Raw genomic sequence first — 24,840 nt, 5'->3', positions numbered from 1 at the left:
CGCGACGCGGATGACGCGACCTCCCCCGGCGAGCACGTCGGCGACGTAGTCGGCGTCGCCGTCCACGGCGATGGTCGACCGTCCACGCACGTCGAGCACGGTGCGGGGGCCGGTCGAGGCGGGAACCTCACCGTCGACCGAGAGCGCGGCGCGGGCGACGGATGCCGTGTCCCACGACATCCGCCCCCCTTCCGCTGCGGCCTCGACACCAGGGCCGCCCTGCTCGCCGGTGAATCCCCCACCGGCGAGCGAGTCGCCGAGCGCGCGCACGCGCGCCGCGGCGGCCTCGAGCACGGCGACGGGCAGGCTGCCGTCGTCGAGCGCCGCGAGGATGGCGTGCTGCACCTCGCGGAAGTCGCGTTCGTCCTGGTCGGGCGCGGCATCGGCGCCCGGGTTGCGCGGGTTGCCGATGCAGAGCAGGTCGGCCCCGGCGAGGAGGGCCAGCACGGCGCCCGGCCCTGCGCCGACGGTGGCGCGCACCGCCGCCATGTCGAGSGCGTCGGTGACGATGACGCCSTCGAAGCCCATGGCGCGCAGGCGCCCCAGGATCGCCGGGTTCAGCGTCGCGGGCGCGTCGCCCCACTCGGGCACCACGAGATGCCCGGTCATCACGGCGGTCACCCCGGCGTCGATCGCCGCGCGGAACGGCGGCAGGTGCATCCGCTCGATCTCGTCGGGGCCGATCGTCAGGGTCGGCAGCGCGTGGTGGGAGTCGACATGCGTGTCGCCGTGGCCCGGGAAGTGCTTCACGCACGCCGCGGCGCCCGCCGACTGGATGCCGCGCACGGCCGCCGCGACGTGCCGCGAGACGACCTCGGGCTCGTCGCCGAACGCGCGCACGCCGATGACCGGGTTGCGCGGGTCGGTGTTCACGTCGGCGACGGGAGCGAGCACCACGTTCGCGCCGGCCGCAAGCGAGCGCTCGGCCAGTGCGACGCCCACGGCGGTCGTGGCATCCGTGTCGTCGACGAAGCCGAGCTGCGCAGCACCGGGCAGGGAGGAACCCGTGGCCGCCTCGAGCCGGGTGACGTTGCCGCCCTCCTCGTCGATGCCGACGACGAGGCCCGGGCGGATGTCGCGGAGCTCGGCTGCGAGGCCGGCCCGCTCGGCCTCGTCACCGAGGTTGTGCGAGAAGAGCACGACCCCCGCGAGTCCCCCGTCGCCGAGCTCGGCCCGAAGCCACGGGGGCACGGCGCGGCCGAGGAAGCCCGGCCAGAGCACCCCGCCGACGAGCGCCCGGAGCGCCGGATCCTGAGCCGCGGTCATCCCTTGACCGCACCCGCCACGAGGCCGCTCGAGAGGCGGCGCTGCACGATGACGAAGAAGATCATGACCGGGATGGTGATGATCGTCGACGCGGCCATGATGTAGCCCCACTCGTTGGAGTGCTCGCCGAAGAACTGCTTCAGGCCGATCGCGACCGTGTAGTTCTCGGTCGCGCCGCCGAGGAGGGTCATCGCGAAGATGAACTCGTTCCAGGCGGTGATGAACGAGAAGACGCTCGTGGCCACGAGGCCGGGCATCACGAGCGGGAGCAGCACCGACCGGAACATCCGGCCCCAGCTCGCGCCGTCGATGTAGGCGGCCTCCTCGAGCTCGATCGGCACGGCCGCGACGAAGCCGCGCAGCATCCAGATGCCGAACGGCAGCGAGAGCGCGACGTACACGACCATCAGGCCGAGCAGCGTGTTGAGCAGCTGCAGGTCGCGCACCTGCACGAAGAGCGGGATGACGAGCGCCTCGAGCGGCACCATCTGCACGACGAGGATCATGAGCAGCATCCCGGTGCGGAACCGGAAGCGGAACCGGGCCACGGCGACCGAGGCGAGGAGGGCGAGCACGGCGCTCGCGAGCACCGTGACGAGGGCGACGATCGCCGAGTTGCGGAGGAAGACGTCGAAGCCGCCCTCGGTGAGCACGTACTCGAAGTTCGCGAGCGTCCACTCGCGGGGCAGCAGCGTCTGGCCGCCGGCCCCGGCCGACTTGTCGAAGGCGCTCGAGAGCATCCAGAACGCCGGGAAGAGCGTGAAGCCGAGCAGCAGCACGACGAGCACGGCCTTGATCGCGGCCGAACGGGTCTTGCGCGCGGTGCGGCGCGTGCGCGGGATCGCATCACGGGAGGTGTCACCGGTGGCTCCGGATGCCGCGGGCGTGGTCACCGGGGCGGGCGTCATGGTGCTCACAGCTCGTCCTCCTTCAGCATGGTGCGCACGTAGACGACGGTGATGCCGAGCAGCACCAGGGTCAGGAGCACGGCGATGGCCGAGCCGAAGCCGTAGCGGTTCTGGCCGAACGACTCCACGTACGACCAGACGCCGAGGTTCAGCGCCTCGCGGTTGGAGCCCGACCCGCCGGGCATGAGGTAGACCTGCGCGAAGACCTTGAAGTCCCAGATCGTCGAGAGGATGATCACGACCGCGAAGACCTGCTTGAGGTTCGGCACGATGATGCGCCAGAAGCGGCGCCAGGCGCCTGCGCCGTCCATCTCGGCGGCCTCGAGCATCTCCTTCGGCACCCCGAGGAGGCCCGCGAGAATGGTGATCGCCACGAACGGGAAGCCGTGGTGCACGACGTTGAGCAGCACGATGGCGTAGAACGTGTAGCGGTTGGTGAACCAGTTGACCGGCTCGTCCTGGAGCCCCAACGCCTGGAGGGTCTCGTTGAAGATGCCGCGGTCGGCGTCGAAGATCCAGATCCAGACGTACGTGCCGGTGACCGCGGGCATCGCCCAGGCGATCATGATGGCGCTGCCGACGACGGTGCGCCAGAGCGGGCCCAGCGAGGCCATGAGCACCGCGACGCCCGTGCCGAGCGCGACGGTGCACGCCACGGCGAGCACCGCGAACCCGACGGTGTTGGGGAGCACGACCGTCCACAGGGTGGGGTCGGTGAAGATCTCGCCGTAGTTGGCGAGGCCGATCCAGTTCGGCTCGCCCGACACGATCTCGCGCAGGCCGTAGTCCTGCAGCGAGAACAGGAACACGCGCACGAGCGGCCACAGCAGCARCACGGCGAGCACGGCCAGTGCCGGGCCGAGGAGCAGCCACGGCCGCAGGCGCGTCAGCGGGCTCCTGCGCTGCACGGGGCCGCCGCCCGCGCGGGGGGATTCAGCCCCCCGCGCGGGCGTCGGAACCTGGATCGTCGAGGTCACGGACTCAGTTGCCGTTCATGATCTCGTTCATCTCCGCTGCGGCGTCGGACGTGGCCTGCTCGACCGTCTTCTGCCCGGAGAGGATCGCCTGGATGGCGGTGTTCGTCGTCTTCTTCGCCTGCACTGCGCCGAACTTCGGCGTCACCGGCACGGTGCCGCCGCCGTCGACGAGCTGCGTGGCGAACGGTGCGACGAGCGGGTCGTCGGAGCTCATCGTCTCGGTGAGCAGCGACTGCTGGCCGGGGAAGTAGCCCGACTGCTCGCCCCACTGCGCGGCGAAGTCACCCGTGGTCATGAGCTTGATGAACTCCCACGCCAGGTCGGGGTTGTCGGCCGTGTTGAACATCGACAGGTGGGAGCCACCGAGCACCGACGGGGCGATGCCGCCGTCCTTGCCGGGGATGGGGGTGGCAGCGAACTTGCCCTCGAGCTCGGCGTTCTTCTCCACGATCGCGGCCGGGGTCCACGAGCCCATGAGGGCCATGGCGACGTTGCCCTGCGCGAAGTTGTCGAGGACGTCGGTCTCCTTCCACGTGGTGGCGCCGGCCGACGAGAAGCCGTGCTTCAGCGCCAGGTCGGTGTAGAACTGGATGCCCTCCTGCGACTCGGAGCTGTCGAGGCCGGATACCCACTCGTCGCCGTCCTTCGTCGCGACCTCGCCGCCCGCACCCCAGACCCAGGGGTACACGCCGAACTCGGCGTCACCGGGAACGGCGAACGCCATCATCTCGGGGTGCGCGGCCTTGATCGCCTCGCCGGCGGAGACGATCTCGTCCCAGCTCGTCGGGGCCTCGAGGCCGAGCTCCTCGAAGATGTCGGAGCGGTAGACGAGCGAGCGCACGCCGGCGTACCAGGGCATGCCGTAGAGCTCGTCGTCGTAGGTGCCCGAGGTCACCAGGCCCTCGACGAGGTCGTCGCCGAGGTCCTCGTCGTCGACGTAGTCGCCGATGGGCGCGAGCGCGCCGGCGTCGGCGAACTCGGCCGTCCAGGTGGTGCCGGTCTCGGCGACGTCGGGGGTGGTGCCGCCGGCGATGGAGGTGACGAAGCGGTCGTGGGCGTCGGCCCACTGCACGAACTCCACGTTGAGCTTCGCGCCGGTCTCCTTGGTGAACGCGTCGCCGACCTCGTCGAAGAACGCGTCGGAGTCGGGGTTGGTGCCCTCCATGATCCAGACGTCGAGGGTCTCCCCCTTGGCGCTGACGTCTCCCTTGTCGTCGCCGCCGGTCGATCCGCCCGCACAGGCGGTGAGCCCGAACGCGGCCGTGACGAGCACGGCGACGGGCAGCAAGCGCTTCTTCATAGATGCCTCCTCATTGAAATCTCTGTGGCGCTGACCCGCGCCCGGGAATGTGACTCTGGAAGTAGTATTCGTGAGTCATGCAATGTTTGCAAGAAGTTTCCGAAATCGTGATCATGTCGCGATCTTCGATTCCGGCTCCTCGCTGCTCCCCTAGGCTCGGGCCGTGAAGAGTGTCGCATCGGCCGGCTGGGAGAGTGACGAACGGCCCGGCGGCCCGTGGGTGCTCGGCATCGACGTGGGCGGCACCGGTTCCCGGGCGGTCCTCGCACCGTCGGGGGCGACCGTCGAGTCGTCCGGCGAGGCTTCGGCGCGCCGACTCGAGGGCGGGCGAGTCACCGTCGGCAAGGGCGGTTCGAGCGTGTCCGACGTCGTCGTCGCGCTGATCGGCGACGTGCGGCATCGGTGGCCGGATGCCGCGATCGCCGGCGTCGGGGTCGGCGCCACCGGCCTCGCCTCCCTCGTCGGATCGCCAGATACCGCGGCCGCGCGGATCTCGGACGCGACTGCGGGCGCCCCCGTCGCGCTCGCGATCGACGCCGTCACCGCGCACCTCGGCGCGCTCGGCGGACGCGGCGGCGCGGTCATCGCCGTCGGCACCGGCGCGATCGCGATCGGCACCGACCTCGCCGACCACTGGAAGCGCGTCGGCGGCTGGGGACACCTCTACGACGACCGCGGCTCGGGCGCGTGGATCGGCATCGAGGCGCTCAAGGCCGCCATCCGCACGCACGATGGCGTGACGACGGATGCCGCGGCACTGCTCTGGGCGGCCGTCGAGCGATTCGGTGCCGCGCCGAGCTGGCCCGCGCAGCTCCTGACCCGCCCGGACCGCGCGGGGCTGCTCGCCGGGTTCGCGGCGGACGTGGGAGGGCTCGCGGCATCCGGTGACCCTGTCTCGCTCGACATCATGACCCGCGCGGGTGCCGAAGTCGGGGCGACGCTGGCCGCGGCCCTCGACCCCGGAGTGCCGGCACTCGCCGCGGGCACCGGTGGGGTGTTCGGCGCCGGCGGCGCCTTCACCGCGGCGTTCGAGCACGAGTTCGCGCGGCTGGCCCCGCACGCCGAGCTCGTGGTGTCGGGCGGCACCCCGCTCGACGGCGCGGTTCGGCTCGCACGGCTGGTCGCGTCGGGCGACGCGCCGGCGCAGCATCCGCCGTTCATCTGGACCTCGCAGCCGCGCTGAGGCATAGGCTGGCGCCATGGCCGACGAGGAACCGTACGAGCCCACCATCCCAGACCTCCGCGACCCGATCCGCGCCGCGCTGGACTCGGTGCTCGACGTGGCGAGACCGCACACCGACGGCGCACTCGCGTCGTACATCCCCGAGCTCACCAGGGCCGACCCCGAGGCGTTGGGCGCCGCGCTCGCGAGCGTCCGCGGCAGCGTGCACGAGTCGGGCGACAGCGAGACGACGTTCACCATCCAGTCGGTGTCGAAGCCGTTCGTCTTCGCGATCGCCCTCGAACGATTGGGGCTCGCCGAGGTGATCCGCCACGTGGGCGTCGAACCGAGCGGTGAGCCGTTCAACGCGATCAGCCTCGAACCCGCGACCGGACGCCCGCTGAACCCGCTCATCAACGCGGGCGCGATCGTGATGAGCTCGCTCATCGCCGGTGACACGGCCGAGGAGAAGTTCGCGGTCATCCACGCCGGCCTCAACGCCTTCGCGGCCCGGGAACTCGACCTCGACGAGTCGGTCTTCGAGTCCGAGCACGCCACCGGCGACCGCAACCGCGCCCTCGCCTACCTCACCCAGTCGGCCGGCACGCTCGGCTCGACGGCCGAGGTGGCGACGGGCGCCTACTTCCGGCAGTGCTCCGTGTCGGTGAACGCGCGCGACCTCGCCATCATGGCGGCGACGCTCGCGAACGGCGGCCGCAACCCGATCAGCGGCGAGCGCGTCATCGGCGAGGACGTCGCCCGCTGGACCACCTCGGTCATGACGAGCTGCGGCATGTACGACGCGTCGGGCGACTGGCTCGTGCACGTGGGACTGCCCGCGAAGAGCGGCGTGGGCGGCGGCATCGTGGCGATGCAGCCCGAGGAGTTCGGCATCGGCACGTTCAGCCCGCGGCTCGACGCGCGCGGCAACAGCGTGCGCGGCATCGTCATGCTGCGCACCCTGTCGGAGCGGTACGGGCTGCACATGTTGCAGCACCGCGGCGCGCCGCACTCCCCGATCGCCCAGCTCGAGCGCGACGATCAGGTCGACGAGAGCGGGCGCGGCGGCGGCGACACCATCGCGCGGCTGCGCGGCGAGGTGTTCTTCGCCGGCGCCGAGGAGGTGCTGACCCGGCTCGCTCCGCTCGTCGGCGACCGCGGATGCCTCGTGCTCGACTTCTCCAACGTCACGCGCGTCGGCAGCGCGGCCGCAGCGATGTTCCGCGGGCTGCCCGACATCGCCGGTGTCGGCCACGACGGTCGGCCACGGGTGAGGGTGCTCGACCCCGAGGACGTGCTCGTCGGCGACGCCTGACGGTCACGTCGCACCCGCCGGGTAGCGTGTCGTCATGGCCGAGACCAGCGCGGGCATCCTGCTCTACCGACGACAGCCCGGGCTCGAGCTGTTCATCGGGCACATGGGCGGTCCGTTCTGGCGTGGCAAGGACGCCTCGGCGTGGTCCATCCCGAAAGGCACCTACACCGACGAGGAACCGCTCGCCGCGGCGCTCCGCGAGTTCACCGAGGAGGTCGGGCGGCCCGCGCCCGAGGTGGCGTACGAGGAGCTCGGCGGGTTCCGCTACGCGTCGGGCAAACTCGTGACCGTGTTCATCGGGGAGTCCGACTTCGATGCCACCGACGTGCGCAGCAACCTGTTCGAGATCGAGTGGCCGCCGCGCTCGGGTCGCCGCCAGTCGTTCCCCGAGCTCGACGCCGCGGGCTGGTTCACCCCCGACGAGGCACGCGAGCGGCTCGTGAAGGGGCAGCGGCCGGCGGTCGACGCCCTGGTGCGCCGCGTGGGCTGAGACCCCCGCGCACCCAAGCATCATTCCCTTCGCGAAGTTCCGGTACTTCGGTACTTCGGTACCGAGATCCGAGAGTGAAGACGTACGTGCGCGGCGCCCGGCGCGGGGTCCGGAGACGGCACCGCTCGCTCCGCGGCGCATCTCCGGCACTTCGGCACTCCGGCACTTCGGCACTTCGGCACCGACATCGGGAAAGGAAGGCTCGCGCGCGAAGCGCAACGGGCGGAGGATGGGATGCCGCGCGCCGGCGTTCAGGCGCGAGCGAGGATCGCCGCGGTGTCGACGCCCGGCGGCAGCGCGCCGTAGAGGAGTCCGCCATCGCCCTCGATGCGGGTGCGCACGAAGGCGTCGGACACGGCCGCGGGCGCGTGCTGCACGAGCAGCGACGCCTGCAGCACCAGGGCGAGGCGCTCGGTGAGTTCCCGGGCCCGGGCGGCCGCGCCCGCGGCATCCGCCGACACCTCGAGCACCACGGCCTGCGCCTCGGCGATCTCGAGGTCGAGCGCCGCGTGCACGCCGGTCGCGTCGGCGACCACGGCGAAGAACGCGTCGAACGCCTCGGGCTCGCGGGCGAGCACCCGCAGCACGTCGAGCGCGATGACGTTGCCCGATCCCTCCCAGATGGCGAGCAGCGGCTGCTCCCGGTAGCGGCGGGCGAGCGGGAACGCCTCGGTGTAGCCGTTGCCACCCAGACACTCGAGCGCCTCGGCGGCATGCCCGGGGCCGCGCTTGCAGATCCAGTACTTCGACACCGCGGTCGCGAGGCGACGGAACGCCTGCTCGCCGTCGTCGGCGTCGTCGTCGTAGGCGCGCGCCAGTCGCATGGCCGTGACCGTCGCGGCCTCGGACTCGAGCGCGAGGTCGGCGACGACCGCCGCCATGGCGGGCTGGTCGATGAGCAGCGAGCCGAACGCCGCGCGATGACGCACGTGCCAGGCCGCCTCGGCGACGGACTGGCGCATGCCCGCCGCCGTGCCGATCACGCAGTCGAGCCGGGTGCGCGTGACCATCTGCACGATGGCGGCGACGCCGCGGCCCTCCTCGCCGACGAGCCATGCGGTCGTGCCGTCGAGCTCGATCTCGCTGGAGGCGTTCGAGCGGTTGCCGAGCTTGTCCTTCAGGCGCTGGATGCGGAACACGTTGCGCGACCCGTCGGGCAGCACGCGCGGCAGGAAGAAGCAGCTGAGGCCGCCGGGCGCCTGCGCGAGCACGAGGAACGCGTCGCTCATCGGCGCACTGCAGAACCACTTGTGCCCGGTGAGGCGGAACTCGCGTCCCCACGCGTCGTCGACGCCCGTCGGATCCGCGCGCGTCGTGTTCGCGCGCACGTCGGACCCGCCCTGCTTCTCCGTCATCGCCATGCCCACGAGCGCGGGGGACTTGCCGGCGCCGCCGAGCTCCGGCTCGTACTCGCGGCGCAGCAGCCGCGGCATCCAGTGATCGCGAAGTCCGGATGCCGCGAGCTCGAGCGTCGGCACGGCCGCGTGCGTCATCGACACCGGGCAGGCGTGCCCGGGCTCGACCTGCGCGAAGAGGAAGAACGCCGCGGCGCGGTCCACGTTCGCGCCCGGACCCGGATCGGCCCACGCCGACGTATGCGCACCGGCGCCCACCGCGGCCGCCATGATGCGGTGGTAGGCGTCGTCGTACTCGACCTCGTCGATGCGCCGGCCCCACCGGTCGTGCGTGTGCAGCACCGGCGGGTGCGTGTTCGCCCGCTCCGCGTCGTGCTGGAAGGCGGCCGTGCCGACGTGCCGGCCGACATCGTGCAATGTGGATGCCGCGGCCGCGCCGCCCTCGGCGGCCCTCCTGCCCCAGCGCGCCACCGCCTCGACGAGCGGCGCATTCTCCGCATACTCGTCGACGCCCTCGCGGGCCGGCACCTGGTTCGACCCCTCATGCGTGATCATCGTCGACCTCCGGATCCCATTCTGGCCCCCCGGATCAGGCGCCGTGCGAGCACACGTGCGAGCAGGCGCCCGAGGGTCAGGGCACGACGACGCGGGGCGTTCCCTCGTCCCATGCGAGCGGCAGCGTGTAGACCTTGCGCGCGAGGAAGTCGGGGTCCCAGGCGTGGAACACGAACACGTCGTCGCCCGCGGCATCCGTCACGATGTCCTGTCCGCCTGGGCCGATGAGCGCGCCGTCGGTCGAGTCAGTGGAGAAGAACGGCTCGGGGTCCTTGGTCCACGGCCCGGCGAGCGCCGGCGCGGTCGCGTGGCCGACGGCGTAGGTCTCGTCGCCGTAGGAGTTGGCCGAGTAGAAGAGGTGATAGACGCCGTCGCGCTTCACGAGGGTCGGGGCCTCGACGAGGTCGCCCTCCCACTCGAGGTCCTGCTTCAGCAGCCGTACCGGCGGGCCGGTGAGGCTCAGGCCGTCGGCGCTGAGGGGCGCGGTCTGCAGCCACGTGTCGAGGCCGCAGCAGTTGCCGTCGTTCTTCCACACGAGGTGCAGGCTGCCGTCGTCGTCGCGAAAGGTCGACGCGTCGATGGCACCACCCTCCTCGTCGGGGCAGACCAGCATGCCGTCGCCCTGGACGGTGAACGGCCCGGTCGCCGACTCCGCCGTCGCGACCGCTATGCACTGGCGGGACGGCGAGAAGTTCGTCGTCGTCGTGTACATCACGAACTGTCGGGGTGCGAGCTCGGTCACCTCGGGCGCCCACGTCTTGCCGGGGATGATCCAGTCGGGCAGCTCGGGCAGGGCGTCGTCGTCGAGCACCTCCCACTCGACGAGGTCGGCCGAGCGGGCGACCTGCACGTTCCGCATGGAGTCGTTCGTCGCGTAGAGGAAGTAGCCGTCGTCGGTCGCGAGCACGTCGGGATCGGGGAAGTCCTCGTCGATCACCGGGGCGAACGGCGAATCGGATGCCGCGCCGCCGGACGCGGCATCCGTCGCACCATCGCCGCCACCCGCCGAGCACGAGGCCAGCGCCGCTGCGGCGGCCAGCGCGAGGCCGGCCGCCGCGACGCGTCGGAGGCTCGGCGTCATCCCTTGAGTCCCTGGCGGGAGACGCCCTCGATGATGAACCGCTGCAGGAACACGAACAGCAGCAGCACCGGGACGCTCGCGATGACGGCGCCCGCCATGAGCAGGTCGTACCGCACGGCGTTCGCCGACTGCAGGGTGCCGAGGCCGGCCGGCAGCGTCTGCACGTCGGCGCTGAACAGCACGTACACCGGCCAGAGGAAGTCGTTCCAGTTGGTGAGGAACGCCAGCAGGGCGAGCGTCGCCATGGCCGGCTTCGACAGCGGCAGGATGATGCGAAGGAAGATGCTCCACCGATTCGCGCCGTCGATGAGCGCCGCCTCCTCGAGCTCCGCCGGCAGGCTCAGGAAGAACTGCCGCATGAAGAACACGCCGAACGCGGATGCCGCGGTCGGGATGATGATCGCGACGAGCGAGTTCAGCCAGCCCAGGTTCCCGACGATGAGGTAGTTCGGGATGATCAGGATGACCGGCGGGATGAGCAGCGTGGCGATGACCACGCCGAACACCACCCCGCGCCCGCGGAACCTCATCCGCGCCAGCGGGTAGGCCGCGAGCGAGGCGGTCACGACGACCAGCGCCGAGTGCAGCACCGCCGCGATGAGGCTGTTCGAGAACCAGATCAGCACCGGGGTGCCGCTCGCCGTGAGGATCGTCTCGTACGCCTGGGTCGTGAACGGGTTCGGGATCCAGGTCGGCGGGATGCCCGCGGCATCCGCCCTGGTCTTGAACGACGTCACCAGCATGAAGATGATCGGGCTGATGTAGAGCAGCGCGAGCACGCCGAGCAGTACGTAGCGCAGCACGATGGCCCACACGGGGGTGCGTCCCGTGCGCGCCTCGCCCTGCCGTTCGACGGCGGTCACGGCGGCCGGCGTGGCCACGCGCTCGATGGCGGTCATCGCAGTGCTCCTTCGCGCGCGGCCGACGGCTCCTGGGGCATCGGCTTCTCCTTCTTCTCACGGAACAGCCAGAAGACGATGACGCTGACCACCATGAGGAAGAACGTCAGCACGTAGCTCATGGCCGCGGCGTCACCCATCTGGAAGTTCCGAAGGCCCGTCTCGGCGATCTGGTAGATGGCCGTGCGGGTCTCCCGCCCTGGGGCGCCCTGGGTGATGATGTACGACTGTCCGAACATGTTCGCCGAGGCGATCAGCGTGTTGATCGTCACGAACGTGAGGATCGGCCGGAGCCCGGGCAGCGTGACGTTGCGGAACTTCTGCCACGAGTTCGCCCCGTCGACGGATGCCGCCTCGTACAGCTCGGCCGGGATGTCCTGCAGCGCGGCGAGGTAGATCACCGAGTTGAACCCGAGGGTCCACCACACGGTGACGCCGACGAGCGCGACCCACGCGGCCGGGACCGACGTCGTCCACGCCGTGTCGTCGGGTAGGCCGAACAGGCCCAGGTAGTAGTTGACCAGGCCGATGTTGTTGTCGAGCAGGTAGCGCCACATCAGGCCGACCACCGCGACGCCGAGCACGTACGGCGCGAAGTAGACGGCGCGGAAGAAGTTGCGCCCCGGGAACGACTTGTTCATCAGCAGCGCGACGAAGAGCGGCAGCACGAGCAGCAGCGGCACGCTGAAGACCGTGAAGATCGCGGTCGCGCGCATCGAGGTCCAGAACGAGCCGGAGTTGACCGAGTTCGGATCGAAGAGCTCGACGTAGTTCTCGCCGCCGACGAACGGCTTGTTCGGCAGCGTGTAGTCCCACTCGTGCAGGCTGATCCAGATGCCGAACACCGACGGMACGATCACGAAGACCGTGAACAGCAGCAGGTAGGGCAGCAGGAAGAGCCAGGGCGTGAAGGGCTTCTGGCGGGTGGGCGACACCCCGGCGCGCCGGGCGGCCGCCCCATCGGATGCCGCGGTGGGCGCCTCCGTTGCGAAGGCGCCCACGCGCGTCTGGGTGCTCATGTTCAGCCGCCGAACTTCTCGAGGTTCTCCTGCATGAGCTTGGTGGCGCGATCCGCCTCGCGCTTCAGCGCCTCTTTGGGGCTCGCCTTGCCGAGGACGCCGTCGGCGACCGCCACCTCGAGGGTCTCCGCCTGCACCGGGCCGAGGCCGGGAACCGCGGGGAGGAAGCGCATGTTGTCGATCTGCTCGGCGATCGGCTCCTGCACGGTGCCGCCGATGACCGACGAGCGCACGGACTCGCGAGCCGGGATCATGCCCGCGCCGGCCCACTCGCCCGAGTTCTCGCTCATCCACGCGATGAACACCTTGGCCGCATTGACCTTGTCGTCATCGGGGCTGGCCTGGCGAGGCAGGAAGAAGTTGTGCGAGTTCGCCCACACGGCCGGGTCGCCGCCGATGGCGGGCACGGGTGCCGCCGCGAACGGGATGCCCGACTCCTTCAGGTCGTTGATCTGCCAGATGCCGTCCCAGGTGATGGACGTCTCGCCGTTCTTGAAGGCGACGTACTGGGCGTCGGCCGCGACATCCGCCGGGCTGTAGCCCTCGTCGACCATCGAGCGCATCCAGGTGAGGCCGTCGACGCCCTCCTCGGAGTCGAAGGTCGCCTCGCTGCCGTCCTCGGAGTACGGCTCGCCGCCGGCCTGCCAGATCAGGGACAGCTCCATGAGGTGCGCGGGCCAGAGGGCCGGCATCCAGAACGGCGTCTCGTAACCGGCGGCCTTCAGCTTGTCGAGTGCCTCCTGGAACGAGGCCTCGTCGGTCGGCGGCTCRGTGATGCCCGCGGCCGCGAAGTGCTCGGTGTTGTAGTACATCGCGAGTGAGTGCACGTCGAGCGGGATGCCGTAGCGGGCGTCGTTGTAGACACCGGCGTCCCAGACCTCCTTGCTGAAGTCGTCGCCGCTCAGGTCGAGCTCCTCGGCGAGGTCGTCGACGGGCACGATGACGTTGCGTGCCGCCATCGTCGCCAGCTGGTCGAGGTGCATCACGCCGACGTCGGGGCCTTCGCCCGCCGTCACGGCCGCGGGCAGCTTCTGGTAGAAGTCGCTCCACTCCTGCGTCGTGGACTCGATCTTGATGTTGTCGTGCTCGGCCATGAACTGGTCGACCATCTGCTCCATGAACGGGCCGTCACCGCCCGTGAATCCATTCCAGTACTGCAGGGTGACCTCTGGGCCGTCGTACTCGCCCGTGAACTCGCCTCCGGCGCTCTGCGCGCCGCCCTGGCCGCTGCAGCCGGCCAGCGCCAGCGCGCCGACGGCGGCGATCGCCGCCCCCTGCATGAACCTCGTGAACCTCAGCCTCTTGCCCACCGGTCGTCCTCCTCGTTGAAAACGGTGTCGCGCCTTCGCGCGGACCTGCCGTCGAAACTGACGGCCTCGGACAATGTACAGCGCTGTAAAGTGATCTGTCGAGTGGGTTGATTTTTCGCGACGGCGTTTCACCGACGCGCGCTCGGGCGCACCTAGACTCAACTCGACGTGAGGAGTGGCGATGGCACGGGTGAGGCTCATCGACGTCGCCGAGCGCGCGCAGGTGTCGATGAAGACGGTGTCGAACGTCGTCAACGGGTACGCCCACGTGCAGCCCGACATGCGGGCGCGCGTGCAGGCCGCGATCGACGAGCTGGGCTATCGGCCCAACCTCACGGCCCGTCGCCTCGCCACCGGGCGCACGGGCATGATCGCCCTCGCGATGCCCGAGATCGACCACCCGTACTTCGGCGAGATGGCGAGCCACCTCGCCGAGATCGCGCTGGAGCGCGGCTATCGGGTGATCATCGAGCAGACGCTGAGCGATGCCAAGGCCGAGAAGGCGGTGCTGGAGGACCGGGAGGCCGGGCTGGTCGACGGCGTGATCTTCCAGCCCACGCGCATGGCCACGCTCGACCTCGCCCGCCTGCGCGACGACCTTCCCGTCGTCCTGCTCGGCGAGATCGACGCCCCGGTCACGACGGATCACGTGATGATCGACAACGTCGCCGCCGCCTTCGACGGCGTGCGGCACCTGCTGGATCTCGGGCGTCGACGCGTCGCGTTCCTCGGCCTGGTCGACGGGGACATCACCATGACGAATCGCCGGCGCCTGCTCGGCTACCAGGAGGCGCTGGTGGGGGCCGGCGTCCGGCTGGATCCCGAGCTGGTGCTGCAGGCGCGCGGATTCGACACCCACGACGCGGAGGCGGCGGTCGAATCGGCACTGGACCGGGGGCTCCGCTTCGACGCCATCCTGTCCCGGGACGACCGGTTCGCCGCGGGGGCACTCACCGCACTGCGCCGCCGCGGGATCTCCGTGCCCGGCGACGTGGCGGTCGTCGGCTGGGACGACAGCGCGATCACGGGTTACACGACTCCCACGCTGACCTCCGTCGCCCCCGACAAGCGGGCGCTCGCGACCCGGGCGTTCGAGCTGCTGCACGAACGCATGCACGGACACCACGGACCCGGTCGCCACATCGTCGTGCCGCACGGCATCTCGGTGCGCGCCAGCGCACCACGCGCCTGATCATCGCGCCTCGCCACCGCACCGCTCGCGCCGTCAAGCCGACCGCGCGACTTTACAGCGCTGTAAGGATGCGTCATGATTCGATGCATGCGTGATTCCTCGATGATGCGGGCCTCCCGACAGGACGGCAGCTACCCGCGGCCCCAGCTGATGCGCCGATCCTGGTGCGACCTCGGCGGCGAGTGGGAATTCGCGTTCGACGACGCCGACGCCGGGCTCGGGTCCGGCTGGCACCTCGGCGAGACACCGCTCTCCGACCGCATCGTGGTGCCCTTCCCGCCCGAGTCCCCTGCGTCGGGCATCGGCGACTCGGCCTTCCACCGCGTGGCGTGGTACCGGCGGATGATCGAGCCCGAGCAGCTGCGCGCCGCCGGCCTCGGCGACGACGCACCGCGCGTCGTGCTGCACTTCGGCGCGGTCGACTTCCGCGCCTCGGTATGGGCGAACGGACACCTGCTCGGCTCCCACGAGGGCGGCCAGACGCCCTTCTCGTTCGAGCTGCCCGAGGATCTGTTCGACGGCACGATCGCGCTCGTCGTGCGGGTCGAGGACGACCCCCACGACGTCTCGCAGCCGCGCGGCAAGCAGGACTGGCTCGAGGAGCCCCATGTGATCTGGTACCACCGCACGACGGGCATCTGGCAGCCGGTGTGGCTGGAGGCCGTGGCATCCGACCGCGTGACGCGGGTGAACTGGATCCCTGACATCCCTGGTGCCGACGTGGCGCTGCAGCTCCGCCTCGAAGCCCGGCCGACGAGGCCGCTGTGGCTCGAGGTGGAGATCGAGCACGACGGCGAGGAGCTCGGCACCCTCCGCACGCGCCTGACGGAGCCCGAGCACCGCGTCGTGGTCGCGCTGCCCCGGCAGGCGAACGGGCAGGGCTACGAGCAGTTGCTCTGGTCGCCCGAGCACCCGACGCTGCTCGACGCGCGGCTCCGGCTCGTCGACGAGGCCGGCACGGTGATCGACGACGTCGCCTCGTACCTCGGGCTGCGCAGCGTCGACGAGCACGGCGGCCGCTTCCTGCTGAACGATCGCCCCTACTTCCTCCGCTCGGTGCTCGAACAGGGCTACTGGCCCGAGACGCACCTCGCCGCGCCGAGCGCCGACGCCCTGCGCGCCGAGGTGCAGCTCATCAAGGACCTGGGCTTCAACGCCGTGCGCCTGCACGAGAAGGTCGAGGATCCCCGCCTCCTCTTCTGGACCGACCGCCTCGGCCTCCTCGTGTGGGGCGAGATCGGAAGCGCCTTCGAGTTCTCGCCGCGTGCGATCGAGCGCACCGTTCGGGAGTGGATGGACGTGATCGCGCGTGACGCGGCGCATCCGTCGATCGTGACGTGGGTGCCCGTGAACGAGAGCTGGGGCGTGCAGCACGTGTCGCACGACGCCGGCCAGCTGCACTACGTGCAGGCGCTCTTCCACCTCACCAAGGCGCTCGACCCGACCCGGCTCGCCGTCTCGAACGACGGCTGGGAGCACGCCGAGTCCGACCTGCTCACCATCCACGACTACGCGACGACCGGCTCGGCGCTGCGCACGAGCTACGCGGATGCCGCGTCCATCGAGGCGATGCGCGACGGCGTCGGCCCGGCCGGACGCCGCCTGGTCGCCCTCCCCGCGGGCACCGCCGGCAAGCCCGTCATGGTCACCGAGTTCGGCGGCATCACGTTTGCGCCCGACTCCGACATCGAGACCTGGGGCTACTCGGTCTCGGGCTCGGCCACCGAGTTCGAGGAGCACCTGTCGGAGCTCGTCTCGGCGCTGCACGCCTCACCCGTGCTCGCCGGGTTCTGCTACACGCAGCTCACGGACACCCGGCAGGAGGCCAACGGGCTCGTGGACGAACACCGGGTCCCGAAGCTGCCCGTCGAGACGCTCCGCGCGATCGTCACCGGCCGGGCCGACGCCTGAGCCCCGCCGCTCAGGCCGCGTAGGCGCGGAGGAACATGGCGGCGCCGCGCTCGGCGCGTTCGACCGCGTGCGTCGCCGTCGCGGCATCCGTGTCACCCGCGACGTCGAAGAGTGCACGGTCGAGCGACGGCCCGATCGCGAGGAACGCGAAGTGCTCGGCGGCGAGCTCCGCGTCGTCGATGCGCAGCAGTCCGCGTTCGCCGAGTCTCCGCATTGCGTCGGCGATGGCGGTCATGACGCGGCCCGGCGCGCGCTCGTAGTACTCGGCCGCGAATTCGGGGAAACGGGACGCCTCGCCGATGAGCAGGCGCCGCAGCGGCACCACGCGGCCACCCAGCACGAATGCCGCGAGCTCGCGTGCGAGCGCAATGAGCGCTGCCTCCACGTCGTCGGCGTCAGCCGTCGTCGACGCGAAGTCGAACGAGAATCGCTCGGCCGTCTCGATGGCGCGGCCGATGATCGCACGGAAGAGCTGCTCCTTGTCGTCGAAGACGTTGTACACGGTGCGCTTCGAGACGCCCGCCTCGGCGGCGATGTCGTCGACGCTGGTGCCGGGATATCCGCGCTCGAGGAACACCCGGGCGGCCGCATCCATGATCAGCGCACGTGAACGCGTGATCCGCGGGTCCTCGTAGTCGGTCCGGTCGGCCATCGGCTGCGCGCTCATCGGTCCTCTTCTGCACTCGTGCGTTTACTTTTGCATCGCTCGGTGCAATACTACACCCATGAGGGCAATACACGCCCTCGACACGACACTGATCAGGAAGGTGCGCACGATGTCCGCGACGACTCCCGCCCCCTCATCGGCCCCCACGTTCGACCGGGGCCGCGCCGTCACGAAGTCCCTGCTGGGCTGGGGCGTCGTGGCAGGTCCGTTCTACCTCGTCGTCGGGCTCGCGCAGGCGCTGCTCGTGCCGGGTTTCGACCTGTCGCGGCACGCGCTCAGCCTGCTGCTGCTGGGCCCGCTCGGCTGGATCCAGGCGGCCAACCTCGTGCTCACCGGCCTCATGGTGCTCGCCGCGGCGGTGGGGTTCGCCCGGCTGCTGCCCGGCCGTCGCGGCACGTGGGCGGCCGTGCTCCTCGGCCTGTACGGCGTCAGCCTGTTGGCCGCGGCGATCTTCCCGCCCGACCCCACGGGCGGGTTCCCACCGGGGGGAACGGATGCCACGACCGCGTCGCCGAGCGGACTCCTCCACCTCGCGGCGGGCGCCATCGGGTTCCTCAGCCTCGCCGCCGCGGCGGTCGTCATCGGCACGTGGTTCCGCAGCGAGGGGCGCGGCGGAGCAGCGACGATCTCGTTCGTCGCCGCGGCGGTCGTCGTGCTGGGGTTCCTCGGCGGCGCGGCGCTCGCCATGGTGCCCGCCGGTGTCGGACTGCTCTGGCTCGCGGTGATCGCGGGCTTCGCGTGGCTCGTGTTCGCCTCGCTCACCGCGTACCGGATGGCGCCGCGACCCGACCGCTGACGACCGCTCGGGCGGCGGATGCGCCGGCGCATCGCCGGGGCATCCGCCGTCGCATCGCCGCCCGTCGCGCCCCGCGTGATTGCGCTCTCAGCGATATCAGCCGAGCGGATGATGTCGGAGGGTAGGGGTTCGATGCAGACTAGCGGGTGCGATATCGAGCGGGGGTTCGAGATCGCCGCCGGCGGGTCCCTCCTTCGTCTCCCGCCTTCACCTCTTCCATTCGGAGAACCATGCTCGGAAAACTCCTCATCCGGTACCTGAAGCCCTACAAGTGGTTACTGCTCGGCGTGCTGGTGTTCCAGTTCATGTCTGCGCTCGCGAGCCTCTACCTGCCGAGCCTCAACGCCGACATCATCAACAACGGCGTCTCCAAGGGCGACACGGACTACATCTGGTCGACGGGCATGTTCATGCTCGCCATCTCGCTCGGGCAGATCATCGCGGCCATCATCGCCACGTACTTCGCCGCGAAGGCCGCGATGCGCGCGGGCCGCGACATCCGCAACGACGTCTTCGACAAGGTGAGCGCGTTCTCCGAGCGCGAGGTGTCGCAGTTCGGGCCGGGTTCGCTCATCACCCGCAACACCAACGACGTGCAGCAGGTGCAGATGCTCGCGATGATGGGCGCGACCATGCTCATCAGCGCGCCGCTGCTCGCCGTGGGCGGCATCATCATGGCGCTCTCGCAGGACGTCGGCCTCAGCTGGCTCATCGGGGCGTCGGTCCTCACGATCCTCGTCGTCGCGATCATCGTGATCAGCCGCATGGTGCCGCTGTTCCGCAGCTTCCAGGTGAAGCTCGACGCCGTGAACCGGATCCTCCGGGAGCAGCTCACCGGCATCCGCGTGGTGCGCGCCTTCGTGCGCGAACCGATCGAGGAGGAGCGGTTCCGCGGCGCCAACACCGACATCATGGACGTCGGACGTCGCGTCGGCACCCTGTTCATCACGCTGTTCCCCTTCTTCATGCTCGTGATCAACGTGACGATCATCGGGGTGATCTGGTTCGGCGCCATCGAGGTCAACGACGGCGACGTGCAGATCGGCACGCTGTTCGCCTTCATGCAGTACATCGGCCTGATCCTCGGCGGCGTGCTCATGGCGGCCTTCACGACGATCATGATCCCCCGCGCGGCCGTGTCGGCCGAGCGCATCAGCGAGGTCCTCGCGAGCGAGTCCACGCTCACCCGCGCCGAGAACCCCGTCGCCGTCTTCCCCGAGGTCGGAGCGGTCGAGTTCCTCGATGCGGAGTTCGCCTACCCCGGCGCCGAGTCCCCGGTGCTCCACGGCATCACGTTCCGCGCCGAGCCCGGCGAGACCGTCGCGATCGTCGGCTCCACCGGCGCCGGCAAGACGACGCTCATCTCGCTCATCCCGCGACTGTTCGATGCGACGGGCGGCTCCATCCGGGTCAACGGCGTCGACGTGCGCGAGGCCGACCTCGACCAGCTGTGGAAGACGATCGGGCTCGTGCCGCAGCGCCCGTTCCTCTTCGCCGGCACCGTGGCCTCCAACCTGCGCTTCGGCCGCGAGGAGGCAACCGACGCCGAGCTCTGGCACGCGCTCGAGATCGCCCAGGGCCGCGACTTCGTAGCCGAGATGGAGGGCGGCCTGAACGGTCGCATCGCACAGGGCGGCACCAACGTGTCGGGCGGCCAGCGCCAGCGGCTCGCCATCGCCCGGGCGATCGTGCACAACCCCGACATCCTCGTATTCGACGACTCGTTCTCGGCGCTCGACCTGACCACCGATGCCAGGTTGCGCCAGGCGTTGTGGCGGGAGCTGCCGCAGGTCACCAAGATCGTCGTGGCGCAGCGCGTCTCGACCATCACCGACGCCGACCGCATCGTCGTGCTCGACGACGGCGGCATGGTCGGCATCGGCACGCACGACGAACTCCTGCAGACGTCGACGACGTACCGCGAGATCGTCGAATCCCAGCTCGGAGTGGAGGCAACGGCATGAGCGCCGACACGAACAAGACGAACGGCCGCGCCCGCGGACGGGCACGGCAGGCGGAACCCCAGGAGATGACCGAAGAGGAGCGCATCGAACACGAGCTCGCCGAGGAGGCGCGCCGCAACTCCGGATCGTGGGACAGCGTCGCGCCCGGAAAGGCGCAGGACTTCGGCGCCAGCTTCCGCCGCATGCTCGGGCTCCTCAACCCGTGGAAGTGGTCGTTCGCGTTCGCCTCGCTGCTCGGCGCCATCGGCGTCGTGCTCACGGTCATCGCGCCGAAGGTGCTCGCCGAGGCGACGAACCTCATCTTCGAGGGCGTCATCTCCCTGCAGCTGCCCGCGGGCGTCACGCAGGAACAGGCGGTCGCCGGCCTGCGTGCCGCAGGCCAGGAGGACCTCGCGAACATCGTCGAGGCGGCGGGCACCCTGACCCCGGGCGAGGGCATCGACTTCGTCGCCCTGAGCCAGGTCGTCATCATGGTGCTGATGCTCTACATCGCCGCATCGGTGCTGTCGTGGGTGCAGGGCTACGTGATCAACGTCATCATGGTGCGGGCCATGTTCCGCCTGCGCGAAGACGTCGAGGCGAAGGTGCACCGCCTGCCCCTCAGCTACTTCGACCGGGTGCAGCGCGGCGAGCTCATCTCGCGCGTCACGAACGACATCGACAACATCACGCAGACGATGCAGCAGTCGCTCTCGAGCGCCCTCACGAGCGTGCTCACCGTGGTCGGCGTCGTGATCATGATGTTCTCGATCTCGTGGCAGCTCGCGCTCGTCACCCTGGTCTCGCTGCCGCTCATGGGCGTGATCTTCGGCGTCATCGGCCCGAAGTCGCAGGCCGCGTTCGGCGTGCAGTGGAAGAAGGTCGGCCGCCTCAACGCGCGGGTGGAGGAGTCCTTCTCGGGTCACGCGCTCGTGAAGGTGTTCGGCCGCGAGTACGACTCGAGCCAGAGCTTCCGGGCTGAGAACGAGGAGCTCTACGAGGCCGCGTTCAAGGCGCAGTTCCTCTCGGGCATCATCATGCCCGCCATGATGTTCATCGGGAACCTCACCTACGTGGGGATCGCGGTGCTCGGCGGACTCATGGTCGCGAGCGGCCAGCTGCGGCTCGGCGACGTGCAGGCGTTCATCCAGTACTCGCAGCAGTTCACGCAGCCCCTCTCGCAGCTCGGCGGCATGGCCGCCGTGGTGCAGTCGGGCACGGCCTCGGCCGAGCGTGTGTTCGAGCTGCTCGACGCCGACGAGCAGGAGGCCGACGCGGCCGATGCGCCTGCTCCGGTCGAGGGCGACGGCACGATCGAGTTCCAGCACGTGTCGTTCTCGTACACGCCCGAGCGCCCGCTGATCCGCGACCTGTCGTTCCGGGTCGAGCCCGGCCAGACCGTCGCCATTGTCGGTCCGACCGGTGCGGGCAAGACGACGCTCGTGAACCTGATCATGCGGTTCTACGAGCTCGACGGGGGCCGCATCCTCCTCGACGGCCAGGACATCGCCGACCTCACCCGGCACGACGTGCGCGCACGCACCGGCATGGTGCTGCAGGACCCGTGGCTGTTCGCGGGCTCGATCCGCGAGAACATCCGCTACGGGCGCGAGTCGGCGACCGACGAGGAGATCCTCGAGGCGGCCCGGGCGACGTACGTCGACCGGTTCGTGCACTCGCTGCCCGACGGGTACGAGACCGTGCTCGACGAGGACGCGTCGAACGTCTCGGCCGGCGAGAAGCAGCTCATCACGATCGCCCGTGCGTTCGTGGCGCAGCCGTCGGTGCTGATCCTCGACGAGGCGACCTCCTCGGTCGACACCCGCACCGAGCTGCTGCTGCAGCACGCGATGGCGGCGCTCCGCGAGGGACGCACGTCGTTCGTGATCGCGCACCGCCTCTCGACGATCCGCGACGCCGACCTCATCCTCGTGATGGAGCACGGTGACATCGTCGAGCAGGGCAGCCACGACGAGCTGATCAAGCGGCAGGGCGCGTACTGGCGCCTGTACAACTCGCAGTTCGAGCAGGCCGCCACCGACCTCGACGCGGAGGGCGCCCTCGTGCAGCCCGAGGCGGCACCCGCCGGCGCCGCGTTCGAGGCCGGGTACGAGGCCAAGGTCGACGCCGCCGCCGAGGGGGCCGACCTCTAGCGACGGCGAGGCCGAGCGCGGCGCCCCGGCGTCGCGAGAACGCCTGAACGAGCGGATGTCCCATCACGGGGCATCCGCTCGTTCGCGTTCCGGGCACCGGAGGCCGGGCACGAAACGACGTCGGGTCGAGCGGGCCGGTTAGGCTGGAACGGCGGCGGCTCGCACCCGAGGCCGCCGTCATCCGTTTCTCCCTGAAGGTCTCGTGACGACTGCCATCCCTCCCGTGCGCGCCTGGCGCCTGTGGCTGGTGTGGGGTGTCGGCGTGGCGGCCTACGTGGTCTCGGTCACGAACCGCACGTCGCTGTCGGCGGTCGGCGTCGACGCGGCGGTGCGCTTCGACGCGGATGCCTCAGTGCTGTCCCTCTTCGCGGTGGTGCAGCTCGCCGTCTACGGGGCCATGCAGATCCCAGTGGGCCTGCTGCTCGACCGGTTCGGGGCGAGACCGATCATCACCGCGGGCATGTTCCTGATGGCGATCGGCCAGCTCGTGATGGCGTTCGCGCCCGACGTGGGCACCGCGATCTTCGCGCGCATGCTCGTGGGCGCCGGCGACGCCGCCGTCTTCCCGAGCGTGCTCCGCGTGGTCGCCGTGTGGTTCCCCGAGCGGCAGGCGCCGTTCCTCGTGCAGATGACCGGCATCGTGGGTCAGACCGGGCAGCTCCTCGCCATCCTGCCGATGGCCGCGATCCTGCACGCCTCCTCGTGGAGCGTCGCGTTCGGCAGCCTCGCCGGCCTCGGCGCCCTGTTCACGGTGCTCACCTTCGCGGTCATCCGCAACCGACCTCCCGATCGCGACGCGGATGTCTCGGTGGACACCGCCACCGGCGCCATCCACGCGGTGACGTCGTCGGCCGACCTGCGCGAGGGCTTCCGCGAGTCGTGGGCGCACCCGGCGACCCGCCTGGCGTTCTGGTCGCACTTCACGACGCCGTTCTCGGGCACGGCGTTCATCCTGCTGTGGGGCTTCCCGTTCCTGACGGTCGGCGAGGGGCTCTCCCCCGCCATGGCCTCGCTGATCTTCAGCGTGTACGTGATCTTCGGCATGGTCGCCGGTCCGGTGATCGGGGCGCTCTCGAGCCGGCATCCGATGCGGCGGTCACGGATGCTGGTGCTCCCCGTCATCGGCATCCAGGCGCTGGTCTGGCTGGTCGTGATCGCGTGGCCGGGCCCGGCGCCCATCTGGCTGCTCTTCCTGCTCGCGTTCGCGTTAAGCACCGGTGGCCCGGCGTCGATGATCGGCTTCGACCACGCCCGAACCTTCAACCCGAGTCATCGGCTCAGCACGGCCACGGGCATCGTGAACGTCGGCGGGTTCCTCGCGGCGCTGCTCGCCATCCTCTTCATCGGCATCGCGATGGACGCGCAGGGCGCGGGCTCTCCCGACACCTACAGCCTGGAGGCGTTCCGCATCGCGTTCCTCACGCAGGTGCCGCTCTGGGCGCTCGGCTCCGCATTCATCGTGTGGGAACGCAAGCGCACGCGCGTGCACATCGGCCTCGACGAACCGCGCACGCGTCCCTCGGGGCTCTGCCACCGAGGCGCGACGTCGTAGGGTATGCGGCGGCCCGGATCGGGCCTGACGCGACCCTTCGGGTGTGGGTCAAGCGTCCCAGTGAGCGTAGCAGACCGTTTTCGAGTGAAGCTCAGCATTCGGTCAGGAAGAGCGGAAGCCAGCCGCCCACGGGCCTCAGTCGTCGAGCAGCCCGCGCAGGTCGTCGGCGCTGATCGTGTCGGCACCGTCGAGCGACGCTGCATCCGTGCCCTCGGCGCCCGCGTCGAGGATCGATGCCACGAGCTCGCCCTTGCGGGCCTTCAGCGCCATCACCTTCTCCTCGATCGTGTCCTGTGCCACGAGCCGGTAGACCATGACCTGCTTCGCCTGCCCGATTCGGTGCGCGCGGTCGACGGCCTGCGCCTCGCTCGCGGGGTTCCACCACGGGTCGAGCAGGAACACGTAGTCGGCCTCGGTGAGGTTCAGGCCGAACCCGCCGGCCTTCAGGCTGATCAGGAACACGGATGCCTCGCCGGCACGGAAGCGCGCGATCTCGGCGTCGCGGCGGCGCACCGGCGTCGACCCGTCGAGGTAGGCATAGGGCACGCCCGCGGCGTCCAGCCGGCTCGCCGCTCGGCCGAGGAACGAGGTGAACTGGCTGAACACCAGCGCGCGGTGGCCCTCGGCGAGCACGTCGTCGAGCTGCTCGAAGAGGGCGTCGAGCTTGGCCGACGGATAGCCCGCATACCGCTCCTCGTCGACGAGCGTGGCGTCGAGGGCGAGCAGGCGCAGCAGGGTGAGCGAGCGGTACACGATGAATCGCTGGCGATCGAGGTCGTCGATGAGGCCGAGGAGCTTCTGCCGTTCGCGCTGGAGCACCGTGTCGTAGAGGCGGCGGTGGCGCGGCGCGAGCTCGACCGTGAGCACCTGCTCCTGCTTGGGCGGCAGCTCGGGGGCCACCACCTCCTTCGTTCGCCGCAGGATGAGCGGCCGGATGCGTCGCCGCAGGCGCTCGCGCCGCTCGGCGTTGCCGTCCTGCTCGATCGGCC

At 70.4% G+C, this 24,840-nt stretch carries 20 protein-coding genes; 9 read left to right on the top strand and 11 right to left on the bottom strand.

Annotated elements, in window-relative coordinates; all coding sequences use genetic code 11:
- The 4 genes from AC1DY2_RS01985 to AC1DY2_RS01970 form a co-directional block, all read right to left on the bottom strand.
- Positions 1–1,266 (bottom strand): glycoside hydrolase family 3 N-terminal domain-containing protein (locus AC1DY2_RS01985; protein ID WP_476760877.1); only part of this gene is annotated, 1,266 nt, incomplete at its 3' end.
- Complete coding sequence (locus AC1DY2_RS01980) at positions 1,263–2,174, bottom strand: carbohydrate ABC transporter permease (protein WP_476760879.1); 912 nt, start codon at positions 2,172–2,174, stop codon at positions 1,263–1,265. The genes AC1DY2_RS01985 and AC1DY2_RS01980, both read right to left, overlap by 4 nt.
- A gap of 5 nt (positions 2,175–2,179) precedes the next feature.
- Positions 2,180–3,082, bottom strand: a complete 903-nt coding sequence (locus AC1DY2_RS01975; protein ID WP_235934459.1) for a carbohydrate ABC transporter permease — start codon at positions 3,080–3,082, stop codon at positions 2,180–2,182.
- 73 nt (positions 3,083–3,155) lie between these two features.
- Positions 3,156–4,451 (bottom strand): sugar ABC transporter substrate-binding protein, encoded by a 1,296-nt coding sequence (locus AC1DY2_RS01970; protein ID WP_476760876.1) that lies wholly within the window; start codon positions 4,449–4,451, stop codon positions 3,156–3,158.
- Positions 4,452–4,614: 163 nt separating this feature from the next.
- Here AC1DY2_RS01970 and AC1DY2_RS01965 point away from each other — a divergent pair, with 163 nt between their 5' ends.
- From AC1DY2_RS01965 to AC1DY2_RS01955, 3 genes are read left to right on the top strand one after another with little or no spacing between them, the layout of a single operon-like run.
- Positions 4,615–5,634, top strand: coding sequence for a BadF/BadG/BcrA/BcrD ATPase family protein (locus AC1DY2_RS01965; RefSeq protein ID WP_476760875.1), 1,020 nt, complete (start codon positions 4,615–4,617; stop codon positions 5,632–5,634).
- Between the two features lie 16 nt (positions 5,635–5,650).
- Positions 5,651–6,928: a glutaminase A gene (glsA, locus tag AC1DY2_RS01960; protein WP_476760874.1), complete on the top strand. Its 1,278-nt coding sequence runs from the start codon at positions 5,651–5,653 to the stop codon at positions 6,926–6,928.
- 34 nt (positions 6,929–6,962) lie between these two features.
- Entirely contained in the window at positions 6,963–7,418 is a 456-nt protein-coding gene (locus tag AC1DY2_RS01955; protein ID WP_476760873.1) for an NUDIX hydrolase, read from the top strand.
- A 251-nt stretch (positions 7,419–7,669) separates the two neighbouring features.
- On the opposite strand, the gene AC1DY2_RS01950 is transcribed toward AC1DY2_RS01955, so the two are convergent.
- The 5 genes from AC1DY2_RS01950 to AC1DY2_RS01930 all read right to left on the bottom strand — a co-directional run bounded on the left by AC1DY2_RS01950 (position 7,670) and on the right by AC1DY2_RS01930 (position 13,637).
- Entirely contained in the window at positions 7,670–9,328 is a 1,659-nt protein-coding gene (locus AC1DY2_RS01950; protein WP_476760872.1) for an acyl-CoA dehydrogenase family protein, read from the bottom strand.
- Between the two features lie 76 nt (positions 9,329–9,404).
- Positions 9,405–10,409: a glycoside hydrolase family 43 protein gene (locus AC1DY2_RS01945; RefSeq protein ID WP_476760871.1), complete on the bottom strand. Its 1,005-nt coding sequence runs from the start codon at positions 10,407–10,409 to the stop codon at positions 9,405–9,407.
- Positions 10,406–11,308 (bottom strand): carbohydrate ABC transporter permease, encoded by a 903-nt coding sequence (locus tag AC1DY2_RS01940; RefSeq protein ID WP_476760870.1) that lies wholly within the window; start codon positions 11,306–11,308, stop codon positions 10,406–10,408. The genes AC1DY2_RS01945 and AC1DY2_RS01940 overlap by 4 nt, the downstream gene beginning before the upstream one ends.
- Positions 11,305–12,327: a carbohydrate ABC transporter permease gene (locus tag AC1DY2_RS01935; RefSeq protein ID WP_476760869.1), complete on the bottom strand. Its 1,023-nt coding sequence runs from the start codon at positions 12,325–12,327 to the stop codon at positions 11,305–11,307. The genes AC1DY2_RS01940 and AC1DY2_RS01935 overlap by 4 nt, the downstream gene beginning before the upstream one ends.
- 2 nt (positions 12,328–12,329) lie before the next feature.
- Positions 12,330–13,637: an ABC transporter substrate-binding protein gene (locus AC1DY2_RS01930; protein ID WP_476760868.1), complete on the bottom strand. Its 1,308-nt coding sequence runs from the start codon at positions 13,635–13,637 to the stop codon at positions 12,330–12,332.
- A gap of 181 nt (positions 13,638–13,818) precedes the next feature.
- On the opposite strand from AC1DY2_RS01930, the gene AC1DY2_RS01925 reads away from it, so the two are divergent.
- The gene (locus tag AC1DY2_RS01925) at positions 13,819–14,829 is read left to right on the top strand and encodes a LacI family DNA-binding transcriptional regulator (protein WP_476760867.1); all 1,011 of its coding nucleotides are present in this window, start codon (positions 13,819–13,821) and stop codon (positions 14,827–14,829) included.
- Positions 14,830–14,916: 87 nt separating this feature from the next.
- Entirely contained in the window at positions 14,917–16,740 is a 1,824-nt protein-coding gene (locus tag AC1DY2_RS01920) for a glycoside hydrolase family 2 TIM barrel-domain containing protein (RefSeq protein WP_476760866.1), read from the top strand.
- Between the two features lie 10 nt (positions 16,741–16,750).
- Here the strand turns inward: AC1DY2_RS01920 and AC1DY2_RS01915 are convergent, their stop codons facing one another.
- Positions 16,751–17,407 (bottom strand): TetR/AcrR family transcriptional regulator, encoded by a 657-nt coding sequence (locus AC1DY2_RS01915; protein WP_476760865.1) that lies wholly within the window; start codon positions 17,405–17,407, stop codon positions 16,751–16,753.
- 58 nt (positions 17,408–17,465) lie between these two features.
- Here AC1DY2_RS01915 and AC1DY2_RS01910 point away from each other — a divergent pair, with 58 nt between their 5' ends.
- The 4 genes from AC1DY2_RS01910 to AC1DY2_RS01895 all read left to right on the top strand — a co-directional run bounded on the left by AC1DY2_RS01910 (position 17,466) and on the right by AC1DY2_RS01895 (position 23,851).
- Positions 17,466–18,203: a DUF998 domain-containing protein gene (locus AC1DY2_RS01910; protein ID WP_476760864.1), complete on the top strand. Its 738-nt coding sequence runs from the start codon at positions 17,466–17,468 to the stop codon at positions 18,201–18,203.
- 230 nt (positions 18,204–18,433) lie between these two features.
- A complete protein-coding gene (locus AC1DY2_RS01905; protein ID WP_476760863.1) occupies positions 18,434–20,167 on the top strand; it encodes an ABC transporter ATP-binding protein in 1,734 nt (577 codons plus the stop codon).
- A 65-nt stretch (positions 20,168–20,232) separates the two neighbouring features.
- Positions 20,233–22,299 carry an ABC transporter ATP-binding protein gene (locus AC1DY2_RS01900; RefSeq protein ID WP_476760878.1) on the top strand — a complete coding sequence of 689 codons (2,067 nt, stop codon included), beginning with the start codon at positions 20,233–20,235 and terminating at the stop codon, positions 22,297–22,299.
- Between the two features lie 202 nt (positions 22,300–22,501).
- Positions 22,502–23,851, top strand: coding sequence for an MFS transporter (locus tag AC1DY2_RS01895; protein ID WP_476760862.1), 1,350 nt, complete (start codon positions 22,502–22,504; stop codon positions 23,849–23,851).
- 135 nt (positions 23,852–23,986) lie between these two features.
- On the opposite strand, the gene AC1DY2_RS01890 is transcribed toward AC1DY2_RS01895, so the two are convergent.
- Positions 23,987–24,840: DEAD/DEAH box helicase (locus AC1DY2_RS01890; RefSeq protein WP_476760861.1), on the bottom strand; the 854-nt coding region annotated here is incomplete at its 5' end.

It is taken from the genome of Agromyces sp. P1_H4, assembly GCF_056405255.1.
Note: the sequence above shows the minus strand (reverse complement) of the source record. Positions and strands in the feature narration are given on the sequence as shown.